This window comes from Janthinobacterium sp. JF4 (assembly GCF_059617925.1).
This window is the reverse complement of the sequence record NZ_JCAQAV010000040.1, coordinates 1-18,167: the sequence shown is the minus strand read 5'-3', so window position 1 is coordinate 18,167 and position 18,167 is coordinate 1. Positions and strand designations below refer to the sequence as shown.

Annotated in this window: 17 protein-coding genes and 1 pseudogene; 7 read left to right on the top strand and 11 right to left on the bottom strand. The window is 61.6% G+C overall.

Features of this window, described 5'->3' with window-relative positions:
- Positions 1–226 precede the first annotated feature (226 nt).
- The 4 genes from AC54AF_RS22325 to AC54AF_RS22310 form a co-directional block, all read right to left on the bottom strand.
- Positions 227–661 (bottom strand): RbsD/FucU family protein, encoded by a 435-nt coding sequence (locus AC54AF_RS22325; protein WP_131687877.1) that lies wholly within the window; start codon positions 659–661, stop codon positions 227–229.
- A gap of 11 nt (positions 662–672) precedes the next feature.
- The gene (locus tag AC54AF_RS22320; RefSeq protein WP_496638292.1) at positions 673–1,728 is read right to left on the bottom strand and encodes an ABC transporter permease; all 1,056 of its coding nucleotides are present in this window, start codon (positions 1,726–1,728) and stop codon (positions 673–675) included.
- A 46-nt stretch (positions 1,729–1,774) separates the two neighbouring features.
- Entirely contained in the window at positions 1,775–3,289 is a 1,515-nt protein-coding gene (locus AC54AF_RS22315; protein ID WP_496638291.1) for a sugar ABC transporter ATP-binding protein, read from the bottom strand.
- Positions 3,290–3,350: 61 nt separating this feature from the next.
- Positions 3,351–4,439: a substrate-binding domain-containing protein gene (locus tag AC54AF_RS22310; protein WP_496638290.1), complete on the bottom strand. Its 1,089-nt coding sequence runs from the start codon at positions 4,437–4,439 to the stop codon at positions 3,351–3,353.
- Between the two features lie 296 nt (positions 4,440–4,735).
- On the opposite strand from AC54AF_RS22310, the gene AC54AF_RS22305 reads away from it, so the two are divergent.
- On the top strand, positions 4,736–5,725 hold the full coding sequence (locus AC54AF_RS22305) for a LacI family DNA-binding transcriptional regulator (protein ID WP_496638289.1): 990 nt from the start codon (positions 4,736–4,738) through the stop codon (positions 5,723–5,725).
- A gap of 674 nt (positions 5,726–6,399) precedes the next feature.
- Here AC54AF_RS22305 and AC54AF_RS22300 read toward each other — a convergent pair.
- The gene (locus tag AC54AF_RS22300) at positions 6,400–7,317 is read right to left on the bottom strand and encodes a LysR family transcriptional regulator (RefSeq protein WP_496638288.1); all 918 of its coding nucleotides are present in this window, start codon (positions 7,315–7,317) and stop codon (positions 6,400–6,402) included.
- Positions 7,318–7,454: 137 nt separating this feature from the next.
- On the opposite strand from AC54AF_RS22300, the gene AC54AF_RS22295 reads away from it, so the two are divergent.
- Positions 7,455–8,678 (top strand): FAD-dependent monooxygenase, encoded by a 1,224-nt coding sequence (locus AC54AF_RS22295; protein ID WP_496638287.1) that lies wholly within the window; start codon positions 7,455–7,457, stop codon positions 8,676–8,678.
- Positions 8,679–8,984: 306 nt separating this feature from the next.
- Here the strand turns inward: AC54AF_RS22295 and AC54AF_RS22290 are convergent, their stop codons facing one another.
- Complete coding sequence (locus tag AC54AF_RS22290; RefSeq protein WP_496638286.1) at positions 8,985–9,275, bottom strand: DUF1330 domain-containing protein; 291 nt, start codon at positions 9,273–9,275, stop codon at positions 8,985–8,987.
- Positions 9,276–9,320: 45 nt separating this feature from the next.
- Entirely contained in the window at positions 9,321–10,337 is a 1,017-nt protein-coding gene (locus tag AC54AF_RS22285) for a zinc-dependent alcohol dehydrogenase family protein (RefSeq protein WP_496638285.1), read from the bottom strand.
- An 83-nt stretch (positions 10,338–10,420) separates the two neighbouring features.
- On the opposite strand from AC54AF_RS22285, the gene AC54AF_RS22280 reads away from it, so the two are divergent.
- Positions 10,421–11,326: a LysR family transcriptional regulator gene (locus AC54AF_RS22280; RefSeq protein ID WP_496638284.1), complete on the top strand. Its 906-nt coding sequence runs from the start codon at positions 10,421–10,423 to the stop codon at positions 11,324–11,326.
- 141 nt (positions 11,327–11,467) lie between these two features.
- Here the strand turns inward: AC54AF_RS22280 and AC54AF_RS22275 are convergent, their stop codons facing one another.
- Positions 11,468–12,361 carry a LysR family transcriptional regulator gene (locus AC54AF_RS22275; RefSeq protein ID WP_496638283.1) on the bottom strand — a complete coding sequence of 298 codons (894 nt, stop codon included), beginning with the start codon at positions 12,359–12,361 and terminating at the stop codon, positions 11,468–11,470.
- Between the two features lie 224 nt (positions 12,362–12,585).
- On the opposite strand from AC54AF_RS22275, the gene AC54AF_RS22270 reads away from it, so the two are divergent.
- The 3 genes from AC54AF_RS22270 to AC54AF_RS22260 all read left to right on the top strand — a co-directional run bounded on the left by AC54AF_RS22270 (position 12,586) and on the right by AC54AF_RS22260 (position 15,473).
- A complete protein-coding gene (locus tag AC54AF_RS22270; RefSeq protein WP_496638282.1) occupies positions 12,586–13,677 on the top strand; it encodes a dienelactone hydrolase family protein in 1,092 nt (363 codons plus the stop codon).
- Positions 13,678–13,686: 9 nt separating this feature from the next.
- Complete coding sequence (locus AC54AF_RS22265) at positions 13,687–14,901, top strand: MFS transporter (protein WP_496638281.1); 1,215 nt, start codon at positions 13,687–13,689, stop codon at positions 14,899–14,901.
- Positions 14,902–15,128: 227 nt separating this feature from the next.
- Complete coding sequence (locus AC54AF_RS22260; RefSeq protein ID WP_496638280.1) at positions 15,129–15,473, top strand: cyclophilin-like fold protein; 345 nt, start codon at positions 15,129–15,131, stop codon at positions 15,471–15,473.
- A gap of 67 nt (positions 15,474–15,540) precedes the next feature.
- Here the strand turns inward: AC54AF_RS22260 and AC54AF_RS22255 are convergent, their stop codons facing one another.
- Positions 15,541–16,293 (bottom strand): SDR family NAD(P)-dependent oxidoreductase, encoded by a 753-nt coding sequence (locus AC54AF_RS22255; RefSeq protein ID WP_496638279.1) that lies wholly within the window; start codon positions 16,291–16,293, stop codon positions 15,541–15,543.
- 14 nt (positions 16,294–16,307) lie between these two features.
- Entirely contained in the window at positions 16,308–16,721 is a 414-nt protein-coding gene (locus AC54AF_RS22250; RefSeq protein ID WP_496638278.1) for a DoxX family protein, read from the bottom strand.
- A 95-nt stretch (positions 16,722–16,816) separates the two neighbouring features.
- Here AC54AF_RS22250 and AC54AF_RS22245 point away from each other — a divergent pair, with 95 nt between their 5' ends.
- Complete coding sequence (locus tag AC54AF_RS22245; RefSeq protein WP_496638277.1) at positions 16,817–17,212, top strand: winged helix-turn-helix transcriptional regulator; 396 nt, start codon at positions 16,817–16,819, stop codon at positions 17,210–17,212.
- Between the two features lie 263 nt (positions 17,213–17,475).
- On the opposite strand, the pseudogene AC54AF_RS22240 reads toward AC54AF_RS22245, so the two are convergent.
- Positions 17,476–17,850, bottom strand: a pseudogene (locus tag AC54AF_RS22240) (SDR family NAD(P)-dependent oxidoreductase); the annotation flags it as partial.
- Positions 17,851–18,167 lie beyond the last annotated feature (317 nt).

The window sequence follows — 18,167 nt, the reverse complement described above, 5'->3', positions numbered from 1 at the left end:
GCGCGAAAGCCTGTTGGCACGACCAGACGCCAAAGATGAATTGATCCGCTACCACACCTTCAACGCCGACGCGATCACCCGAGCCAACCGGCGCATTCACGCTACGCTGAGCGACACGCTGGCAACCGTCCACCGGCTGCGCCTGGGCGCACTCCTCAAGCGCAAGGAGGGTAGCAAAGCGACCCGAGCAGCGCCGGCCCGGCGACAACCGTGTCGGCGCCGGCGCTCATTGTGGCCCCGGCACGCCCTTGCGCAGCAAGATGTTGCCGTACTTGCGGCGCTCGCCGGTGACGACGATGGCGAAGGCGGCGCGCGAGCGCGCCAGAAACTCCTGGCGGGCAATGTGGGCGATCGCCGGCGTGCCCGGCCAGCAGCGGTCGATGGCGGCGCGGAAGTCGCGCTCCAGTTCCGGGTCGCAGCGGTCATGCGCTTCGGGCTGCATCATCGCCACCGGCGCGGCAACGTAGTCGTCCAGGCACAGCAGCGGCAGCACGCCGGCCAGCAACTCGGCCGCCGTGCTGCCGTCGCAGCGGATCACCAGGTCGTTGTTGCTGTGGCCCGGATAGTAGGCGTCGACCACGGCGATCTCGTCGCCGTGGCCCATGCGGGCCAAGGCGTAGAGCAGCTCGGGGCTGACGCAGGGATGAATTCCAACAAGCATGTTTGTCTCCCTTATTCGCCGCTGGCGGTTTTTTTCATGTCGAAGTAGACGGCGACGATGATGATGCCACCCTTGATCACCAGCTGGAAGTAGGAGTCGACGCCGAGGAAGGTCATGCCGTAGTTGATGATCCCCAGCGTCAGCACGCCCAGCACCATGCCGCCGGCGGTGCCGATGCCGCCGCTTTGCGAGACGCTGCCGATGGTCACGGCGGCGATGGCGTCGAGCTCCATGCCCCGTCCGGTGAGGGCGTTGGCCAGGCCGAGCCGGCTCGACAGCAATACGCCGCCGATGCCGTACAGGACGCCCGCGTACAGATACACCAGCACTAGTTCCCGCTTGACGTTGATGCCCGACACCCGCGCTGCGGCAGGGTTGCCGCCGATGGCGTATAGGCTGGCGCCCTGGCGCGTGTGGGCCAGCATCAGGTACACGGCGGCGGCGGCCAGCAACGCGAACAGCGCCAGGTGGGGTATGCCGAACAGGGCACCCTGGCCGATTTCCTTGTAGGCGTCCGTCAGGCTGCCGACCACGTTGGCACGGGTGTAGATCAATTGGCAGCCGAAGGCCACCGACATCGTGCCCAGCGTGGCGATGAAGGGCGGGATGCGCGCCAGCGCCACCAGCAGGCCGTTGAGCAGGCCGAAGGCGGCGCCGGTCAGCACGCCGGCCAGCACCGGCAACCACAGCGGAAATACGACGCCCGGATACAGGGCGGCGGCGTAGTCGCTGTTCTGGGCGAACGAGGCGGCCACGCTGCTGACCAGACACACCACTGCGCCGATGGACAGGTCGATGCCGCGGGTGATGATGATCATGCCCACACCCAGCGCGGCCAGGGCGCGCACCGACTCGGCGACGGCCAGATTCTTGATCGATTCCGGCGACAGCGAGGCACCGTCGGTGAGCAGCGCCAGCGCCGTGGCCAGCACGACAAAGGTCAGCAGGTTGGTGCGTGCGCGCAGGTAGGCGAGCAGGCGGCGGCCCGGTGCCGGCGCCGGGGTGGGACGGGGCGCGGATGCGCCGGAGATGGCGGCCTCGTCGGCCGCCTTGGTCAGAGTGTTCATGCTAGATTGTCTCCGTATGGGATGTTGGGTGGGGGCGGCGCTGGCGTCAGCGGTATTGCGTGGCCAGGCGCATGATCTCCTGCTGGCTGGCGTGGGCGCGCTCAAGGGTGCCGGTGTGGCGGCCCTCGCACAGCACCATGACGCGGTGCGACATGGCGATCAGCTCGGGCATTTCGGACGACACCATGATGATTGACTTGCCCTGCCGCGCCAGCTCGGCCATGACCGAGTAGATCTCGAACTTGGCGCCGACGTCGATGCCGCGGGTGGGTTCATCCATGATCAGGATGTCCGGATCGGTCATCAGCCAGCGCGCGATCAGCACCTTTTGCTGATTGCCGCCCGACAGGCTGCCGATCGGCGTCTCCATCGAGGCGCTGCGGGTGCCGAGCTGGCGATTCAACCGCGCCGCCTCGGCGCCAGCGCGCGCGTGCTGCAGCGTGCGCCAGCGGCCCTTATAGCGCCCCAGCGAGCAGATCACCGTGTTGCGGGTGATCGACAACTGCGGGAAGATGCCAGAGCCGCGGCGGTCCTCGGTGACCAGGCCCATGCGCCGGACGATGGCCTCGCGGCTGCTGCCGATGCGCACCGCCCTGCCGTCGATCTCGATGCTGCCGGAGGCCACCCGGCGCAGGCCGAACAGGGCCTCGACGAACTCGCTGCGGCCGGCGCCGATCAGGCCGCCGATGCCGAGGATCTCGCCGCGGCGCAATTCCAGGCTGACCTGTTGGAAGGAGCGCGGGTCGGGCGAGCTGAGCGCGTTCACCTTCAGGCGTGTCGCGCCTGGCACACTGTCGAGCGGGGGAAAGCGCTGGCTCGACTCGCGCCCGACCATCAGTTGGATCAATTGCTCCTCGTCGATCGCGCCGGCGTCGTAGGTGCCGAGCATGCGGCCGTCGCGCATCACCGACACCTCGTCGGCGATCTGGAAAATTTCGTGCATCTTGTGTGAAATGTAGACCACCGCCACGCCGCGCCGGGTCAGTTCGCCAATGATGCGGAACAGCTGCTCGGCCTCCTTGTCGGTGAGCGACGAGGTCGGCTCGTCCATGACAACGACGGCGGCGTCGTAGGCGACCGCCTTGGCGATCTCGCACGCCTGCTGGTGTGAAATCGACAGCTCGCCGATGATGGCGTCCGGATCAATGTCCATGCCCAGCTTGCGCATCAGCGCGGCGGTGTCCGCGCGCATCTTGCGGTGATCCAGCAGGCGCAGCGGCCCGACCCGGCGGGTCGGCTCGCGGCCCAGCCACAGATTACTGCGCACCGAGCGCGCTGGCGCGTTGGCCAGCTCCTGATGGATCATCGCCACCCCGGCGTCGAGGGCGTCGCGGGAATGCTGGAACTGCCGCACCTGACCGCGCAAGCGCACCTCGCCCTGATCCGGCCGATACATGCCGAACAGGCACTTCATCAGCGTCGACTTGCCGGCGCCGTTCTCCCCCATCAGCGCGTGCACCTTGCCCGGGCGCAGCCGCAGCGTGACGCCGTCGAGCGCCTGCACGCCGGGAAAGCGCTTGCTGATGTTGTTCATTTCAATAACGTAAGACGTGCCATCCATGTTCGTCCCCTCCAGTGACGCAGCGCGCGGCCGGCATCGCGGCGCGCGCTGCCGGTCCGCCTCACTTCTTCGCGAAGCTCTTGTAGTTATCCTGCGTCACGGCCTTGAAGGGCACCAGATAGACCTGGCCGACCACCGCCGCGTTGTTGGCGGGGGCCTCCTGGATGGCCGCAGCCAGCGGCTTGTAGCCGCGCACCGTGGCGCCGCCGACGGCGCCCTTGGTGGCCATCAGGTAGGCAAGTTCAAAGGCCGTCGCCGACTGCTCGCCGGCGTCCTGCAGCACGGTGGCATAGAGTTTTTTCTCGGCCATCGAGCGCAGCGCCACCGGGGTGGCGTCAACGCCGATCACCGGCACCTTCAGCGAGGTGCCGTCGCCGTCGACGTCCACGCCCGGCCGGGCCGGGTCATCGACATACTTGGCGGTGACCAGCGACTCGACCGCGCCCAGCGCCATCGAATCGTTATTGGCCAGCACCAGGTTGAACTTGCCGCGGTAGGCATTGAGCCAGGCGTCCATCTTTTGCTGCGCCTCCTCCGGCTGCCAGTTGGCGGTGTCCTTGGCCAGCACATTGACCTTGTAGCCTTTCTGCTGCAGCGACGCCAGCACCGCCTGGGTGCGGTAGATTTGCGCCGGGTGCCCCAGCTGGCCGAGCAGCATCAGCAGGTTGATCGACCTGCCTGGGCCCAGCTTGGCGGGGAATTTCTTGAAGTAGTCGTCGACGATGCCGGCCTGAATCTGCCCGGCCACCGATTCGGGCGAGGACGCGAGGAAGAAGTTGCGCCCCGTCTTGAGCGCCTTCACCGTCGGCGCCGTGTTGGAAAATGCAGCGCCACCGCCCTTGGCCGCGATCGCCTGGGCGATCTGGTCGCTGCCTTCGGTCACCACCGGCACCACCACGAAATACTTGACGCCCTGGCTAAGCAAGGTGTTGAGCTGGTCGAGCTGGGTCGCCATGTCGCCGTGGGCGTCCATCAGTTTCAACTCGGCACCTTTGGCGGCAGCGATCTTTTTCAGGTTGCTGCCGTAGTCACCGAGGAACTGGTCGTCGAGGTTGCGAATCAGGGCGCCGATCACCGGCTGGGCGGCCGCGGCGTTGCCGCCGAGCGCGGCCAGTCCGGCCAGCGCCAGGGCGCTAAACAATGTTTTCATCTGTCTTGTCTCCATGTAGGTAGTACTGGTCCGCCAAGTCGGCTGGTGCGGAGGCCGCGTCTGCGCGCGGTGCAATAAAACGGGCTCGCCGCGGTGCCAGCGGCCTGCCTCATTTCAAGCTCCGAATAGATAGTACGATACATACAAGCGCTTGCGCAAGCGCTTGCGCGGCGAAAAAACCACTATTTTTTGACACTTTGCAATTTTCCCCGTCTCTGCGCGCAAGCGCTTGCGCCTGGCCGTGCTATCCTGCACGACTGAACACAAAACAATGGAAGGGCCGCTCTTTGGCTAACATGAACGACGTCGCCCGGGTTGCCGGCGTATCCGTGTCCACCGTTTCCCACGTCATCAACGGGACCCGGCGGGTCGACCCGGAGACCGAGCAGGTGGTGCGTCTGGCCATCGCCTCGGCCGGCTACATCCCCAACTCGCTGGCGCGCTCGCTGGCGCGCTCGACCACGAGCACGATAGGCGTGGCCATCTCGACGTTCGCCAACCACTATTTTTCGGAAATCGTCCGGGCCATCGACACCGCCTGCGGCAAGGCCGGCCTGATGATGCTGTTTGCAGACACCCACGACGACCCCGAGCAGGAACTGCGCGTGGTCCAGGCCTTCCACCAGCGCCGGGTCGACGGCATCCTGATGGCACCGACCAACGACGGCGCGCTGCGCTCGCTGAAGTACCTGGAGGCCAACCAGATCCCGGCGGTGCTGGTCGACCATCTGCTGCCGACACCATTCGACCAGGTCGGCGTCGAGAACACCGAGGCGATGCAGTCGCTGGTGGCGCACCTGATCGGACACGGCCACTCCCGCATCGGCTACCTGTCCGGGGCGCAGTGGAACTCGACCAGCGGCGAGCGGCTGGCGGGCTACCGCAGGGCGCTGGCGGCGGCCGGGGTGGCCATTGACGAGCGCCTGGTGGCGTGCGGCGAATCGAGCGTCGAACCGGCGCGCCTGGCCGTGCACGCGCTGCTGGCCCTGCCCGACCGGCCCAGCGCCATCGTCTCCGGCAACAACCTGATGACGCTCGGTGCAATGCGCGCGCTGAAGGAAGCGGGCGTGGTGATACCGGGGGAAATAGCCTTCGCCGGTTTCGATGACCTCGACTGGGCCGACCTGTTCAGCCCCAGCCTGACCGTCACCGCCCAGCCGCTGGAAGACATCGGTGCGCGCGCGGTGAGCCAGCTGATCCGGCGCATCAGGGAGCCGGACGCGGCGCGCAGCGTGGTGCGCATGCCCGCAACCATGCGCATCCGCCGCTCCTGCGGCTGCCCTTAGGGTGCGCCTGTAGCTAGACGGCGGCAGGCACCAGCACGCCGGCATCGCCCATGCGCTCATCGCCAGCGACGACGTGTGGCTGATGGACGAGGCCTCTCCGCGCTCGGCCTGTTGAGCCTGCGCTAAGCCGACGCCGAGCATGCACTGCGCCAGGACGTCTTCGGCCGGCAACGGCCGCCCCACCTGCTGCTGGCCGCGCGCGTCCACCAACAGCTCGAGCAGAAGCCCACCGGCACCGCGCCGGAGGAGCCATTCATCGCACTGTGAATCGCCACCCGTAGCTTGGACACACCTGCTCCAAAATGCTGGAAGACGAAGGCCCGATGGATCGAGTTAGGGGGCTGGGTGTCCTGGCCGATTCCTGGTGTGCGATCTCGTAGCTGCCTGATCCAACGACGAGACCGGGTCTGGATTACCTGCCCTCCCCGCCTTGCAGAGACTACGATCACGCTCAAGCAAGAGCTGCTTGAGCGTGCGCAGACCCATATATGAACTCCCCGCCTTACGATGCTCTATCTATGGTTTCGCGGGTCGCGGCGCAATCGATTCGAGTTCTCTTCCGCATCATTTCCGCTCTGCAACGATGCTGTTAAGTTAAAGTGTTGCATTGATCGATTGAACCCGCACCCCGGAGCAGACATTCGGTTATTCGGGCGTATCCCTCAATTCGATTTTCATCTTGAGCCGCTCCCGACTCCTTCCAACCGCACCTGTATGAATTCCAGTAAAGCCCGAACCCGCGCAGTCACGGAATGCCGATGGCTGTACACGCCAAGCAATTGCAGCGGCGCAGGGCACAGGTCCAGCGGCACTTCCCGCAATCGGCCCGCGGCAAGATCTTCCTGGCATGGATAGGCCGCCACTATCGCGAAGCCGATGCCTTGCCGCGCGCCCGCCAATGCCAGTTCTCCGCTGTTAACACGATAGCGGCTACGCACAGATACCTTCACGATTTCGCCTGTGGCGTCGAGAAACTGCCAGGGCTGGCCCTTTAATGCGCTCAAGGTGGTAATGCAAGGCAATGACCTAAGTTCGCGCACGTGGCGCGGCACTCCAGTTTTGGCTAGCAGGGCGGGCGCCGCGACCACGATGCTGGGCAGCGTCGCGAGTTCGCGGGTGATGAAGGTACTGTCATCCTGGCGCCCACGATGGAAGACGATGGACAAGTCCATGTCTTCCCGGAGAGCTTCCAGACCGGTCAGGCGCGTGTCGCATTCCAGTTCGATGCCGGAATGGAGGCTACAGAATTCGGCCAGGATAGGCGCCAGCAGCCTTGGCGCTTCGCCTGGCATGCACATCCTTAGGGGGCCACGCAGTTCACGCTGTACTGCGCCAAGCTCTTCCTCAGTGGAGAGTAAGGCGTCGAGCAAGGGTTTTGCGCGTTCGTAGAGTAGCCTGCCAGCTTCCGTCATGCGCAGGTGGCGGGTGCTGCGTTCCAGCAAGCGGACGCCCAGCGTGCGTTCCAGCGAGGCGACGTGGCGGCTGACGTTAGAAGATGGCAGGGTCAGCAGGCGTGCCGCGCCGGCAAAACTTTGTTCATCGACGACCGCCACGTAGACACGGACTGTATTGAGGTCGAGGGCATTGCGCATTATTATCCCGATTAAGGTATGAAAGCTGCCCATTTTCACATACTAGTACTCCGCAGTGGCGGAATCTAAGATGCCGTCTCGTCCGATGGATCGCCGCCGGCGGCGCATCGGGACGGATTGAATAGGAGAGCTTCAGCATGGAAATCGGAATACTTGGCGGCGGCATTGCAGGGTTGAGCGTGGCGCTTGCATTGAGCAAGCGGGGGTACAGTCCCCGCGTATATGAGCGCCGGACGGGGCCTGCGACGATGGGGGCTGGCGTTACGCTCTGGCCCAACGCCGGCTTTGTGCTAGAGGAACTCGGGCTGCTGCAAGACATCGCTGCAGTGGCAGGCCGGCCAGTGGCGATGCACCGTCAGGATGCCGCGGGTAATTCTTTGGGGGGTATCGATATTGCGCTGCTAGACCAGATGATGGGACATCCGACCCATACGATTTTGCGCCGGGACTTGCAGGCGGTACTGCTGGATCATGCGGCGCAGGCCGGGATCCCGGTAGAATTCGGGCATCGGGCGGTGGCGATCGACCTCGATGCTGGCGGCAAAGCCGTGGCGCGGTTCGACAACGGGGTAAGCATTCGTCCAGATCTGCTGATCGGTGCCGATGGCCGCATGGACTCGGTGGCACGCCGGTTCGTCGCGGGGCACAATACGCCAGTTTATCAAGGCTTCGTGAACTGGGTGGGTGTGGCGCAGGGAGAGAGTGCATTGGTGGACGATATCGCGATTCAGGATTATTGGGGGTCGGGTGATCGCTTCGGTTGCGTGGCGGTCCGGCCGGATTTGGTCTACTGGGCGGCGGCGCAGGCACGGCCATTGCCGGGGGCGGCGCCCGCAGCGGATATGCGTAAGGAGATTGAGGATCTGTTCGCGCGATGGCCGGAGCCTGTCACCCGCATCATCCAGGCGACAGCGGCGCATGCCATCCGACTGATTGCCGTGCACGACCTGGAGCCGCTGCCCACGTGGAGCCGGGCCAATGTGCTGCTCGTGGGGGATGCGGCGCACGCGCCGTTGCCGACATCTGGCCAGGGCGCTTGTCAGGCGCTGGAAGACGCCTGGCATCTGGCTCGGTGTCTGGTTGGGACGGACGGCTGCCTCGATGAAGCCTTGCTGCGCTTCGCGGAGATCCGCGGGCCGAAGACCGCGAAGCTGGCCGAGCAGGGTCGCGTTTTCGCGCGCGGTCTGTTTGCCACTGATCCTGAAACCTGCCGCATTCGCAATGAGCGCGCCAAGGCGTCCGATCCCTTGCGTGACGTGCATGCCTTGGCAGCCGGATGGGCGCAGGGTTTGCCGATAGCCGGCTGCACGGACGGCACGCCGGTGGACGGCGTTGGCTCCGGCAGTCTGTACCGCCTCTGACGGACTGTGCCAATGTAGACACCGCATGGCGTCTCCGGCCGCGAGACGCCTCGCTATTGAGCGAGCCTGGCATTTTCGGACACCTACATTTGATAAGCTTGTGAAAGGAAGTGAAAACATGCAATCAACGACATAGACACCAAAGTTCCGGGCCCAGGCAGTCAAACTGGTGCTGCCCCAAGTGCTCACGCTGGAAGAAGCCGCGCAGCGAATCGCGATCCCGCAAGGTCGCCAAAGGCAGGAACTAAATTGTGGCGATCTTGACGATTACCGACCGGAAGTACTTCTAAAAGAAGTGCGTAACCCTCACGTCGAGCCCTCTACGACAAATCCTCTGTACCTTGCACCTGCATGTCTGTGCTCGGCAGCCGACTGATAGGCTTTGCTGTAGTACCAAGTCTTAGCGTCTTCAACGGTCGGGAATGAGAACAAGACAACACCTTCCGGCGTTTCCCCTTCGAAGACTTCCAGGCGACCGTAAGCGGCGAGCATCTCGATGGGTATACTGGGCAACGTGGCGGGGACCTTTTCGGCATATATGTCCATTTCGCGTTGATCCAGCGTCTTTTCCCGAATAAAAATAACGTAGGCAGTCATGGTCGATCCTTGATCAATAAGGTGTCGTTGCGGTGAAGTTGATGGTCAGTGCATGATCACCACCTTGCCGAATACGTCGCGTGTCATCAGTCGTTCGAATGCGAGCTTCGCATCGTCGAATACGAAACTGCTGTCGATGACCGGGCGGATGCTGTGCTCTGAAATAAATCGTACCAAATCTTCAAGGTCTTGGCGGCTGCCCACCGCAATGCTCTGGTAGCGCGCCTGGCTCATGAACATGGGGAGGACTTCAACGGCTCCTTGAAATCCTGCCACTGCACCGACCATCGATACTTGCCCGCCCAGGGCGATGGCCTTGATCGATTGCTCAAATGTTCCTGCGCCACCGACTTCCACGATGCGGTTCGCACCGCTTCCATCTGTCAGCTTGCGTACCAGTTCAGACCACGCGGGCTGTTCCTTGTAGTTGATTGTTGCATCCGCACCCAGCGCTTTGAGTTGCTCGGCCTTTGCGTCGCTGGACGTCGTGGCAATCACCTTGGCCCCCATCGCTTTTGCCAGTTGGACGGCAAACAGCGACACGCCGCCAGTTCCCAGGGTGACAACGGTTTCGCTTGCCTTCAAGCCTTTGAGGGCAGACCATGCGGTAAGGCCGGCGCAGGGCAACGTAGCAGCTGCTTCGAAATCGAGGCTGTCTGGAATCAAGATCAACCCGTCTGCGGCCACCGCGCGATATTCGGCCAGCCAACCGTCAATATTGCCTGCGTACTGCGAGTACTTCCCGGTGAAAGGGCCGTCGATCCATTCCGGGAAGAATGCGTTGGTCACCCGGTCGCCTGCTTTGAAGCGGGTGACACCCTCTCCTACCGCTACAACTTCTCCAGCGCCGTCCGAGAGCGGAATCCGGCCTGCCGTATTGGGAATGGGGTAATTTCCGTCCAGGATGATCACGTCCCGATAGTTCACTGACGAAGCGCGCACATGCACAAGAACTTCGCCTGGTGCTGGCGTGGGAATGGGCAGCGACCGAATGGAAAGACCTGCAACGCCGATTGCGTAGTCAATGCCAAAGGCGCGGGATTGTTTGGATTTAGTACTCATAAGAACTCCTTGATGTTGAAGTCTTTATCTTGCGCTAGGAGAACGCTCTTGAGAATCCGTTCTCCACTGCTTATACTGTGTAGATGAACTACACAATTGGTCGGGGCGATCTGGACGGCGTGGTCGTGTTCCTGGCAGTGGCCGAGGAGCGCGGTTTCCGCGCAGCTGCCAGGCGTCTGGGTATTACTCCGTCTGCCGTCAGTCAAGCGATCCGCGCTTTTGAAGCTCGCGTTGGCGTGACGCTCCTGGCCCGAACGACGCGCAGCGTCGGCTTGACCGAGGCGGGAGAACGGCTGTTGCTGCAAGTTCGCCCCGCAGCGCAGCAGTTGCTACATGGAATTGAATCGGCGCGCAGTCTCGGCCATTCGGTGACAGGCTTGTTGCGCATCAGTGCTCCAAGGGCAAGTATCCAGGTTTTGACTGAGCGATTCGTTACGGGATTTCTTGCCGCACATCCACAGCTACAACTGGAGCTCGTCGGCGACGATCGGATGGTGGACATCGTCACTGAGGGATGTGACGCTGGTGTGCGTCCTCGTTCGATCATTCATGGGGACATGGTGGCGGTGCCTCTCACGCCTGGCGAACCGCAAGTGGTGGTGGGCTCACCTGGGTTGCTAGCACGTTACGGGCGCCCAGCAACACCGGACGATCTCCGAAACATTCCCTGTATCATCTTCAAACAAGCAGACATCGTGCTGGACGACTGGGCATTCAGTATCGATGGAGCGGCAGTTAGCGTGCACGTGCGCGGCCCCCTGATCCTCGACGAAGTCCCTGCTTGTATCCACGCTGCGGAGCAAAGCGTGGGCCTCTTCAGACTTCCTCGCTCCATAGTGGCCCGCAACATTCATGCTGGGACACTGGAAGTTGTTCTCAGCAGCTTTTCGACGACGTTTTCCGGATTGACGCTTTACTATCCCAGTCGAAGTAAAGCTCTTCCAAAACTGCGCGCTTTTGTCGATTACGTACTGGCCAACAAAGTCTGATCCGGCAGCTGGGCGTAGCATAGGTAAGCTGCCGATGACGGTAAGCGGCCAGAGGCAGACGGTCAAAGAAATGATCTGTATGAGCAGCGCCTTGGACACATCAATTTAGGCGCGGCCTGATCTGACGATCAGCTTCCTGGCTTACTCCTTGTGACGAATAGCCTCGACAACAATCCGAAGTGCCCTCGATTCGTGGCGGCGGCTGGGATAGTACGCATGGAGGCCAGGAAACTTTCCACACCAGTCGCTCATAACGCTGATTAATCGGCCTTCCCGTATGTATCCCGCCACCAGGTCTTCCGTGACGAACGCCAGGCCATTGCCGCTCAAGGCCGCTTGCACCATGGGCACGGCGCTGGTAAACACGGCCTGCCCACTCACCCGGGCTTCCACGCTGCGTCCATCATATTGCAGCTCCCACGCGTAGATGCCGCCACTGCCTGCGAGCCGCAGTGTGATGCAATTGTGCTTCATCAGGTCCTGCAAATTGGCGGGTTGCGTATGCCAGGAGAAGTAGGCAGGCGAGCCAACGATCATGGTAGGAATGTCGGGCGTGAGCCGCACGGCAATCATGTCCTCCGCCACTTGATCTCCATAGCGCACCCCGATGTCATAACGGTCGGCCGCAATATCGATCAGCCTGTAATCTGACTGAATCTCGATATTCAGGTCCGGATAGTGAGGCAGCACTGGTGCCAGCCTTGGCCACAGCAGGGTATCAATAACATGGTCGATGGCGGTGATGCGCACTGTTCCCGCGGGCTTGCCATTCAAATCGCTGACAGCGGCGATTTCGGCATGAACCTCATCAAGCCGCGGCGCGACATTGGTCAGCAGGCGCTCGCCTGCTTCGGTCGGCGAAACGCTCCTGGTCGTACGATTGAGCAGCCGCACGCCCAGCCGGGCTTCCAGATCCCGAATGATGTGACTGAGTGTGGACTGGGACATGCCCAGCTTGATGGCCGCACGGGTGAAACTGCGTTGGCGAGCGACCTCGAAAAATATAAGAATATCAATAATATTATCTCTGGCCATTTGAACAATTCCTGAAACTGGCTGTTAAGGGGATCCCGTTGTGTTGCCTTGCAATCGATGATACCAAGTGGAATGTGCGATTTTTAATATAAATATACAAAACATTCATGGCTGTTACACATATACCTGTTCGAGATTTCGGTGCGCAGGTGCGTAAAGCGCGACGTACGATGCACGTCAACACCTACAACGTGCCCCATACCTAACGAACTGGAGAAACAGACATGACCATAGATGATGTAACACGCCGTGATTTCCTGAAGACTGCTGGCACCGGCATGGCCGTGCTGGGCAGCCTTTCCGTTGCCACTAGTCCAGCTTTCGCCGCCGATAACAGGCCCGTGCCGGACATGTCCAACAACGCTGACAACTTCTACAGGAGCGCGACAGTCACTGCGCGCAAGGTCAGTTTCAACAATCAGTACCAGATGCAGGTCGTCGGCGATCTGTTCATGCCCAAGGATCTCAACCGCAATACCAGGCATCCCGCGATCATCATCGGCCACCCGATGGGCGCGGTAAAGGAGCAAAGCTCGAATCTGTACGCGCAGAAACTGGCCGAGCAGGGTTTCGTCACCCTGGCCATCGATCAGTCGTTCTGGGGCGAAAGCGCCGGCCAGCCGCGCAATGCCGTAGCGCCGGACATCTACGCCGAAGCCTTCAGCGCGGCGGTGGACTATCTGGGCACCCAGCCATTCGTCGACAGGGAACGGATCGGCGTTCTTGGCATTTGCGGCAGCGGCAGTTTCGTCATCAGTGCCGCCAAGATCGATCCGCGCATGAAGGCCATTGCCACTGTCAGCATGTACGATATGGGCGCCGCCAACCGCAATGCACTGCACCATTCGCAGACGCTGGAGCAACGCAAGCAGATCATTGCCGAGGCGGCGCAACAGCGCTATGTGGAATTTACCGGTGGCGCCATCAAGTACACCGGCGGAACCGTGCACAAGCTCGATGGCAATACGCATCCGATCCAGCGCGAGTTCTACGACTTTTATCGCACCGAGCGCGGCGAGTTCACCCCGGCAGGGTCGTCGCGCGAACTGACGACGCACCCGACGCTGGCCAGCAACGTCAAGTTCATGAACTTTTATCCGTTCAACGACATCGCGACGATTTCGCCGCGTCCCATGCTGTTTATCACGGGCGACCAGGCGCATTCCCGGGAATTCAGCGAAGAGGCTTTCCGGCTTTCGGCCCACCCCAGGGAACTGGTGATCGTGCCAGGCGCCGGGCACGTCGATCTGTATGACCGGGTGAAACTCATCCCCTGGGAGAAGTTGAACGCATTCTTCCACAAGAATCTGGCATAAGCCCATACCATGACAGCACCAATAAGCAGCACGATCCCGGATGGCGTGCAGGGGCACGCTGACGCCGGTACGCAGGCGGCCATGTGGGGCGGGGTCTTCGCCATGACGCTGTGCGTTTTCGCGCTGATCGCCTCGGAGTTCATGCCCGTCAGCCTGTTGACGCCCATGGCCAGGGATCTCCGGGTCAGCGAAGGCATGGCGGGACAGGGAATTGCCATCTCCGGCGTGTTTGCGGTGCTCACCAGCCTGTCGATTTCCACCATGGCTGGCAGCATGAATCGCAAGATGCTCCTGCTGGGGCTGACCGCACTGATGGCCGCCTCCGGTGGCGTTGTCGCGATGGCGCCGAACTATTTTCTGTACATGCTGGGACGTGCGCTGATCGGCGTGGTGGTTGGCGGATTCTGGTCCCTGTCGGCGGCCACCGCGATGCGCCTTGTACCCTCCCATCAGGTGCCGCGTGCCTTGGCCATCTTCAATGGCGGCAATGCGCTGGCGACCGTCGTCGCCGCACCCCTGGGCAGTTATCTCGGTTCCGTCGTCGGATGGCGTGGCGCTTTCTTTTGCCTGGTGCCAGTGGCGTTGATTGCCTTTGTCTGGCAGTGGATCAGCCTGCCTTCCATGCCACCCCAGACTGCCTCGGCGGATTCCCGCAACGCCTTCAGACTACTTCGGGATCCGAAGGTTGCCCTGGGCATGCTCGCTGTCAGCACGTTTTTCATGGGTCAGTTTGCCTTGTTCACCTATTTGCGGCCATTCCTTGAAAGCGTGACGCGGGTAGGCATATCCACCTTGTCGCTGATTCTGCTGGCAATTGGCGTAGGCGGCTTTATCGGCACCACCGTCATCAGCAAGTTCCTGAAGTGGAATTTTTCCCGGACACTGGTTGCCATTCCCATCCTGATGGCATTGATCGCGGTGGCGCTGACCCTCTTTGGCAGCAAGGTCGCTGCCGTGGCGGCACTGCTGGGCATCTGGGGCATTGTCGCGACCGCCGCGCCGGTAGGCTGGTGGTCCTGGCTGGCAGTAACGCTGCCCCGGGATGCAGAGGCGGGTGGCGGGCTGATGGTGGCCGTCGTGCAACTCGCCATCGCCCTGGGTTCCACGATCGGCGGTCTGCTGTTCGACCGGAGTGGATACCAGAGCACGTTCATCGCCAGCGCGGCCGTACTGTTGCTGGCAGCCTTCCTGACCTCGCGTGCGCTAGCGCTGCGGGCAAGCTGATCCATGTACCGGAGCAAGCAATGACTGCGCGCAAGCCAGCGGTTCGTAACGGCGCACGGCATCCAGTGGCCGGCAAGAGCGAACGCCGCCTATCTGATCGCCTGCATGGACTGGGCCTGTTGCTTGGCCTGCTCTTCCTAGGCGCTTGCGAAGCCCGACAGCAATCTGCCTCCGTGCCATGCGCTTCTTCCGCGGCTGCGGTACCCCTGAAGCCGGAGGAGTCGCGCATGTGGATGATCGTTGGAGAACGTTGCTTCGTCGTCACCTTGTCCGACAACGCGACTGGGCAAGCCTTTGCCGAACTGCTGCCGCTAACGCTGGACATGGCTGAACTCAACGGTAACGAAAAACATGCAGATCTGCCGACAGCGCTGCCTGCCGAAGCGACCCAGCCGGGCATGATCCACAATGGAGACCTCATGCTGTATGGTTCGAAGACGGTGGTTGTCTTCTACAACGCATTCACATCGCCCTACTCCTACTCGCACATCGGCCGCCTGGCCGATCCTGCCGGGCTGGCCCAGGCGCTGGGCCAGCCCGGCGTTCGGCTTGCATTTCTCAAATACAAATAAAACCCCGCCAGGAAGATGGGCGCGCCTGCGCCCTCATCAATAGTTGCCGGCGGATGTCGCCCACGCCTCAACGCGCAGCGTCGATGATCATTCCGCCATCGGGCGTGAGGCTGTAGCCGGTGATGAACTGCGCATCCTTGCTGGCGAGGAACAGAACCACCGGTGCGACGTCCTCCTGCGGCGAGCCATGGCGGGCGAGTGCATTGGCAGGCGGCGGCACATCGGCTGCGCCCCAGGTATCTGCGATCGGCAAGACGTTGTTCACGGTAATCTTGTCGGCGCCCCACTCGCGCGCAGCGGATCGCGTCAGTGCGCGCACGGCTTCCTTGGCCATGTTATAGGGGGCATAACCCACCATGCCAAGGACACCCGCCAACGAGGCGAGGTTAATGACGCGACCTTCACCGCTGGCCTTGAGATGGGGATAGCAAGCTTGCATCGTCCGCAGGTAAGCGATTGGCCCCATTTCAAAATTACGTTGCAGCTGCTCAACCGAGAGATCGAGAACCGACGACGAAACCGAGGATGGATCGAAGGCATTGTTGACGAGAATGTCGATACGGCCCCAGGTATCGGCCACCAGATCCACTGCAGCCTTGATTTGATCGCCATTGCTAACGTCGCAGCGCACGCCGATGGCCGTGCCGCCTGCCGCTTCGATGTCGGCCACGACGGCATCAATATTCGCCTGCGTCACCGAGAGCACCGCCACTTTCGCACCTTCTGCCGCGAACAGTTTGGCGGTGGCACGTCCGATACCGCGACCGGCACCGAAGACGATGGCTACTTTGTTATTGAGTCGATACATGTTCGTTTCCATTAGAGTCGTTTCCATTAGTTGAGAGAGGTTTGGATCACCGTCACGGCTGGTGCGTACGGCGAAGCAATTTCACGAGCGGCATTTTGTGTCGCGAAGGATGCGGCCAGGAGAATGAGTCCAATGGCCGCAGGAATGGCGCCTTTGGGTTTGCGCACGCCCAGATGTGCCAAACCGGACAAGACCAGGTGATAGAAGATGCCGGCATAGGCGAGATCACTGAGCGCCACGTTGAAGCGCCACAGAATGGCAGCGGGTCCGAGTATCTTTACTACGATCATGAAGGGCACGAGGTGGGAGGACGCGTAGCCTAACTCCGCTTGCGCTTGCCGGACAAAGGCGCCCTTGGCGATGTACATGGAGGCAGACGCGAAATAGAGCAGCGACAGCAATGCAGTGCTGATCCAATAGGTGGAGGTAAGAAGAGCCATCGAGTTTTTTGCTATTCAGCATAAGAGTTGGACATGCAGCCAGACTATCGACTAATATGAATACCCACAAGTAGGATGAAAAAATAGGGCTTAGTATGGAAAAGCAGACTAATGGAGAAGTGCATCTGAATATGCACGAAGAAATGCGGCGCGCATTTGCCTTGCTTTCAGGCAAATGGAAACTGGAAATCATGTGGCTGCTCAATCAGCGCCTGTACCGCTTCGGAGAATTGCGCAAGGCCATTCCAGGCATCACTCAGCACATGCTGACGGCGCAACTGCGCGAGCTGGAGGCGGACGGTCTGGTGTTGCGCACGGTGTTTGCGGAAGTGCCGCCACGGGTCGAATACGAAATCACGGAAAAAGCCCGCGGGCTCGGCCCGACGATGGCAGCGCTCATGGCTTGGTGGAATGAGTATGGGCAAAGCGTGCCAGTCAGGCCGGCCATGCGTGGCCGCACAGCGCGGGCGCCAAGTGCAAAGACGCCGTGATGATAGCGAACATGCCGCCGTTTGTTGCCCGATTTCATCCTAGGTTCTGAATTGGCAACGCTTTATTACTCAACGCTGAACGGCTTCCCTCCTCTTACTTTGCGAGCATCCCGTGTTGAAGAGTTGCAGGTACGCCCAATTGGGTATGGACTATGCACCAGGGCCGTCGATGCGAGCGTTAATCGCATAGGCCGAGAAGCGACGTGCATTAGCTGATCTAGCATCATCTTCCGCCGCAGCGCCGCTTGCACCTGGCCTGCATTTCATTCAAGGCCCAGCTTTTTTCTCAGGCTGGCGTCGACCGACCCCGTAGGCATGAAGCGGCGCAATATACTCAAAAGTGCCGCCTGTCCGGATGGCATGCGGCGCATGCGCCATGCGCCCAGTGCCGCCTCGACGATGGTGTTAGCCACCAGAGCCGGTCCCGGTGCGCTCTCAACACTTTCAGCCACGGCGTTCGTAACAGCGTTGCATTCGTGATCATAAGCGTTGATGACCATTTGAACCCGCGACGAGTTGGCCTCCAGACTTGTCTTGGTGTAGTGCGGAGCGACCAATGTGACGCGAACGCCAAACTGGCGCAATTCATGATCCAGCGTTTCTGACAACCCCTCCACCGCATGCTTGGAGGCAGAATAGCCAGCCGGCAGCTTGTCGATTATAGGCTGAAGCTGCTTTGTAATAGCTCTGGACACGTCCGGGGGGCTGCAAGCCATCGGCGATGTCGCCGCGCACGGTGATGGTCGGCGTCCGGTCGCGTCGCCGGATGATCGGCTCTTCAGCGCGCACATCGACCTTGCCTAGCATTTCGGTGATCGTGAGTAGCAAGCGTCGTGGAGTCATTCACCTCATTCCCTGCGATTGGCGCATCACAGGCATCTTTACTGGCCGCTAAGCTTCGTAGACTATCCTGTAGAGATTGCCTTTGCGTTGGATGTGCGCGAAGCCGAGTTCG

What these genes read in the sequence shown, in the direction of transcription:
- AC54AF_RS22325 (WP_131687877.1), bottom strand. Translation starts at nt 661, where the DNA reads ATGCTTGTTGGAATTCATCCCTGCGTCAGCCCCGAGCTGCTCTACGCC.
- AC54AF_RS22280 (WP_496638284.1), top strand. Translation starts at nt 10,421, where the DNA reads ATGAACTACACAATTGGTCGGGGCGATCTGGACGGCGTGGTCGTGTTC.
- AC54AF_RS22315 (WP_496638291.1), bottom strand. Translation starts at nt 3,289, where the DNA reads ATGGATGGCACGTCTTACGTTATTGAAATGAACAACATCAGCAAGCGC.
- AC54AF_RS22260 (WP_496638280.1), top strand. Translation starts at nt 15,129, where the DNA reads ATGTGGATGATCGTTGGAGAACGTTGCTTCGTCGTCACCTTGTCCGAC.
- AC54AF_RS22285 (WP_496638285.1), bottom strand. Translation starts at nt 10,337, where the DNA reads ATGAGTACTAAATCCAAACAATCCCGCGCCTTTGGCATTGACTACGCA.
- AC54AF_RS22320 (WP_496638292.1), bottom strand. Translation starts at nt 1,728, where the DNA reads ATGAACACTCTGACCAAGGCGGCCGACGAGGCCGCCATCTCCGGCGCA.
- AC54AF_RS22310 (WP_496638290.1), bottom strand. Translation starts at nt 4,439, where the DNA reads ATGAAAACATTGTTTAGCGCCCTGGCGCTGGCCGGACTGGCCGCGCTC.
- AC54AF_RS22305 (WP_496638289.1), top strand. Translation starts at nt 4,736, where the DNA reads ATGAACGACGTCGCCCGGGTTGCCGGCGTATCCGTGTCCACCGTTTCC.
- AC54AF_RS22245 (WP_496638277.1), top strand. Translation starts at nt 16,817, where the DNA reads ATGGAAAAGCAGACTAATGGAGAAGTGCATCTGAATATGCACGAAGAA.
- AC54AF_RS22265 (WP_496638281.1), top strand. Translation starts at nt 13,687, where the DNA reads ATGACAGCACCAATAAGCAGCACGATCCCGGATGGCGTGCAGGGGCAC.
- AC54AF_RS22270 (WP_496638282.1), top strand. Translation starts at nt 12,586, where the DNA reads ATGACCATAGATGATGTAACACGCCGTGATTTCCTGAAGACTGCTGGC.
- AC54AF_RS22290 (WP_496638286.1), bottom strand. Translation starts at nt 9,275, where the DNA reads ATGACTGCCTACGTTATTTTTATTCGGGAAAAGACGCTGGATCAACGC.
- AC54AF_RS22250 (WP_496638278.1), bottom strand. Translation starts at nt 16,721, where the DNA reads ATGGCTCTTCTTACCTCCACCTATTGGATCAGCACTGCATTGCTGTCG.
- AC54AF_RS22295 (WP_496638287.1), top strand. Translation starts at nt 7,455, where the DNA reads ATGGAAATCGGAATACTTGGCGGCGGCATTGCAGGGTTGAGCGTGGCG.
- AC54AF_RS22300 (WP_496638288.1), bottom strand. Translation starts at nt 7,317, where the DNA reads ATGCGCAATGCCCTCGACCTCAATACAGTCCGTGTCTACGTGGCGGTC.
- AC54AF_RS22255 (WP_496638279.1), bottom strand. Translation starts at nt 16,293, where the DNA reads ATGGAAACGAACATGTATCGACTCAATAACAAAGTAGCCATCGTCTTC.
- AC54AF_RS22275 (WP_496638283.1), bottom strand. Translation starts at nt 12,361, where the DNA reads ATGGCCAGAGATAATATTATTGATATTCTTATATTTTTCGAGGTCGCT.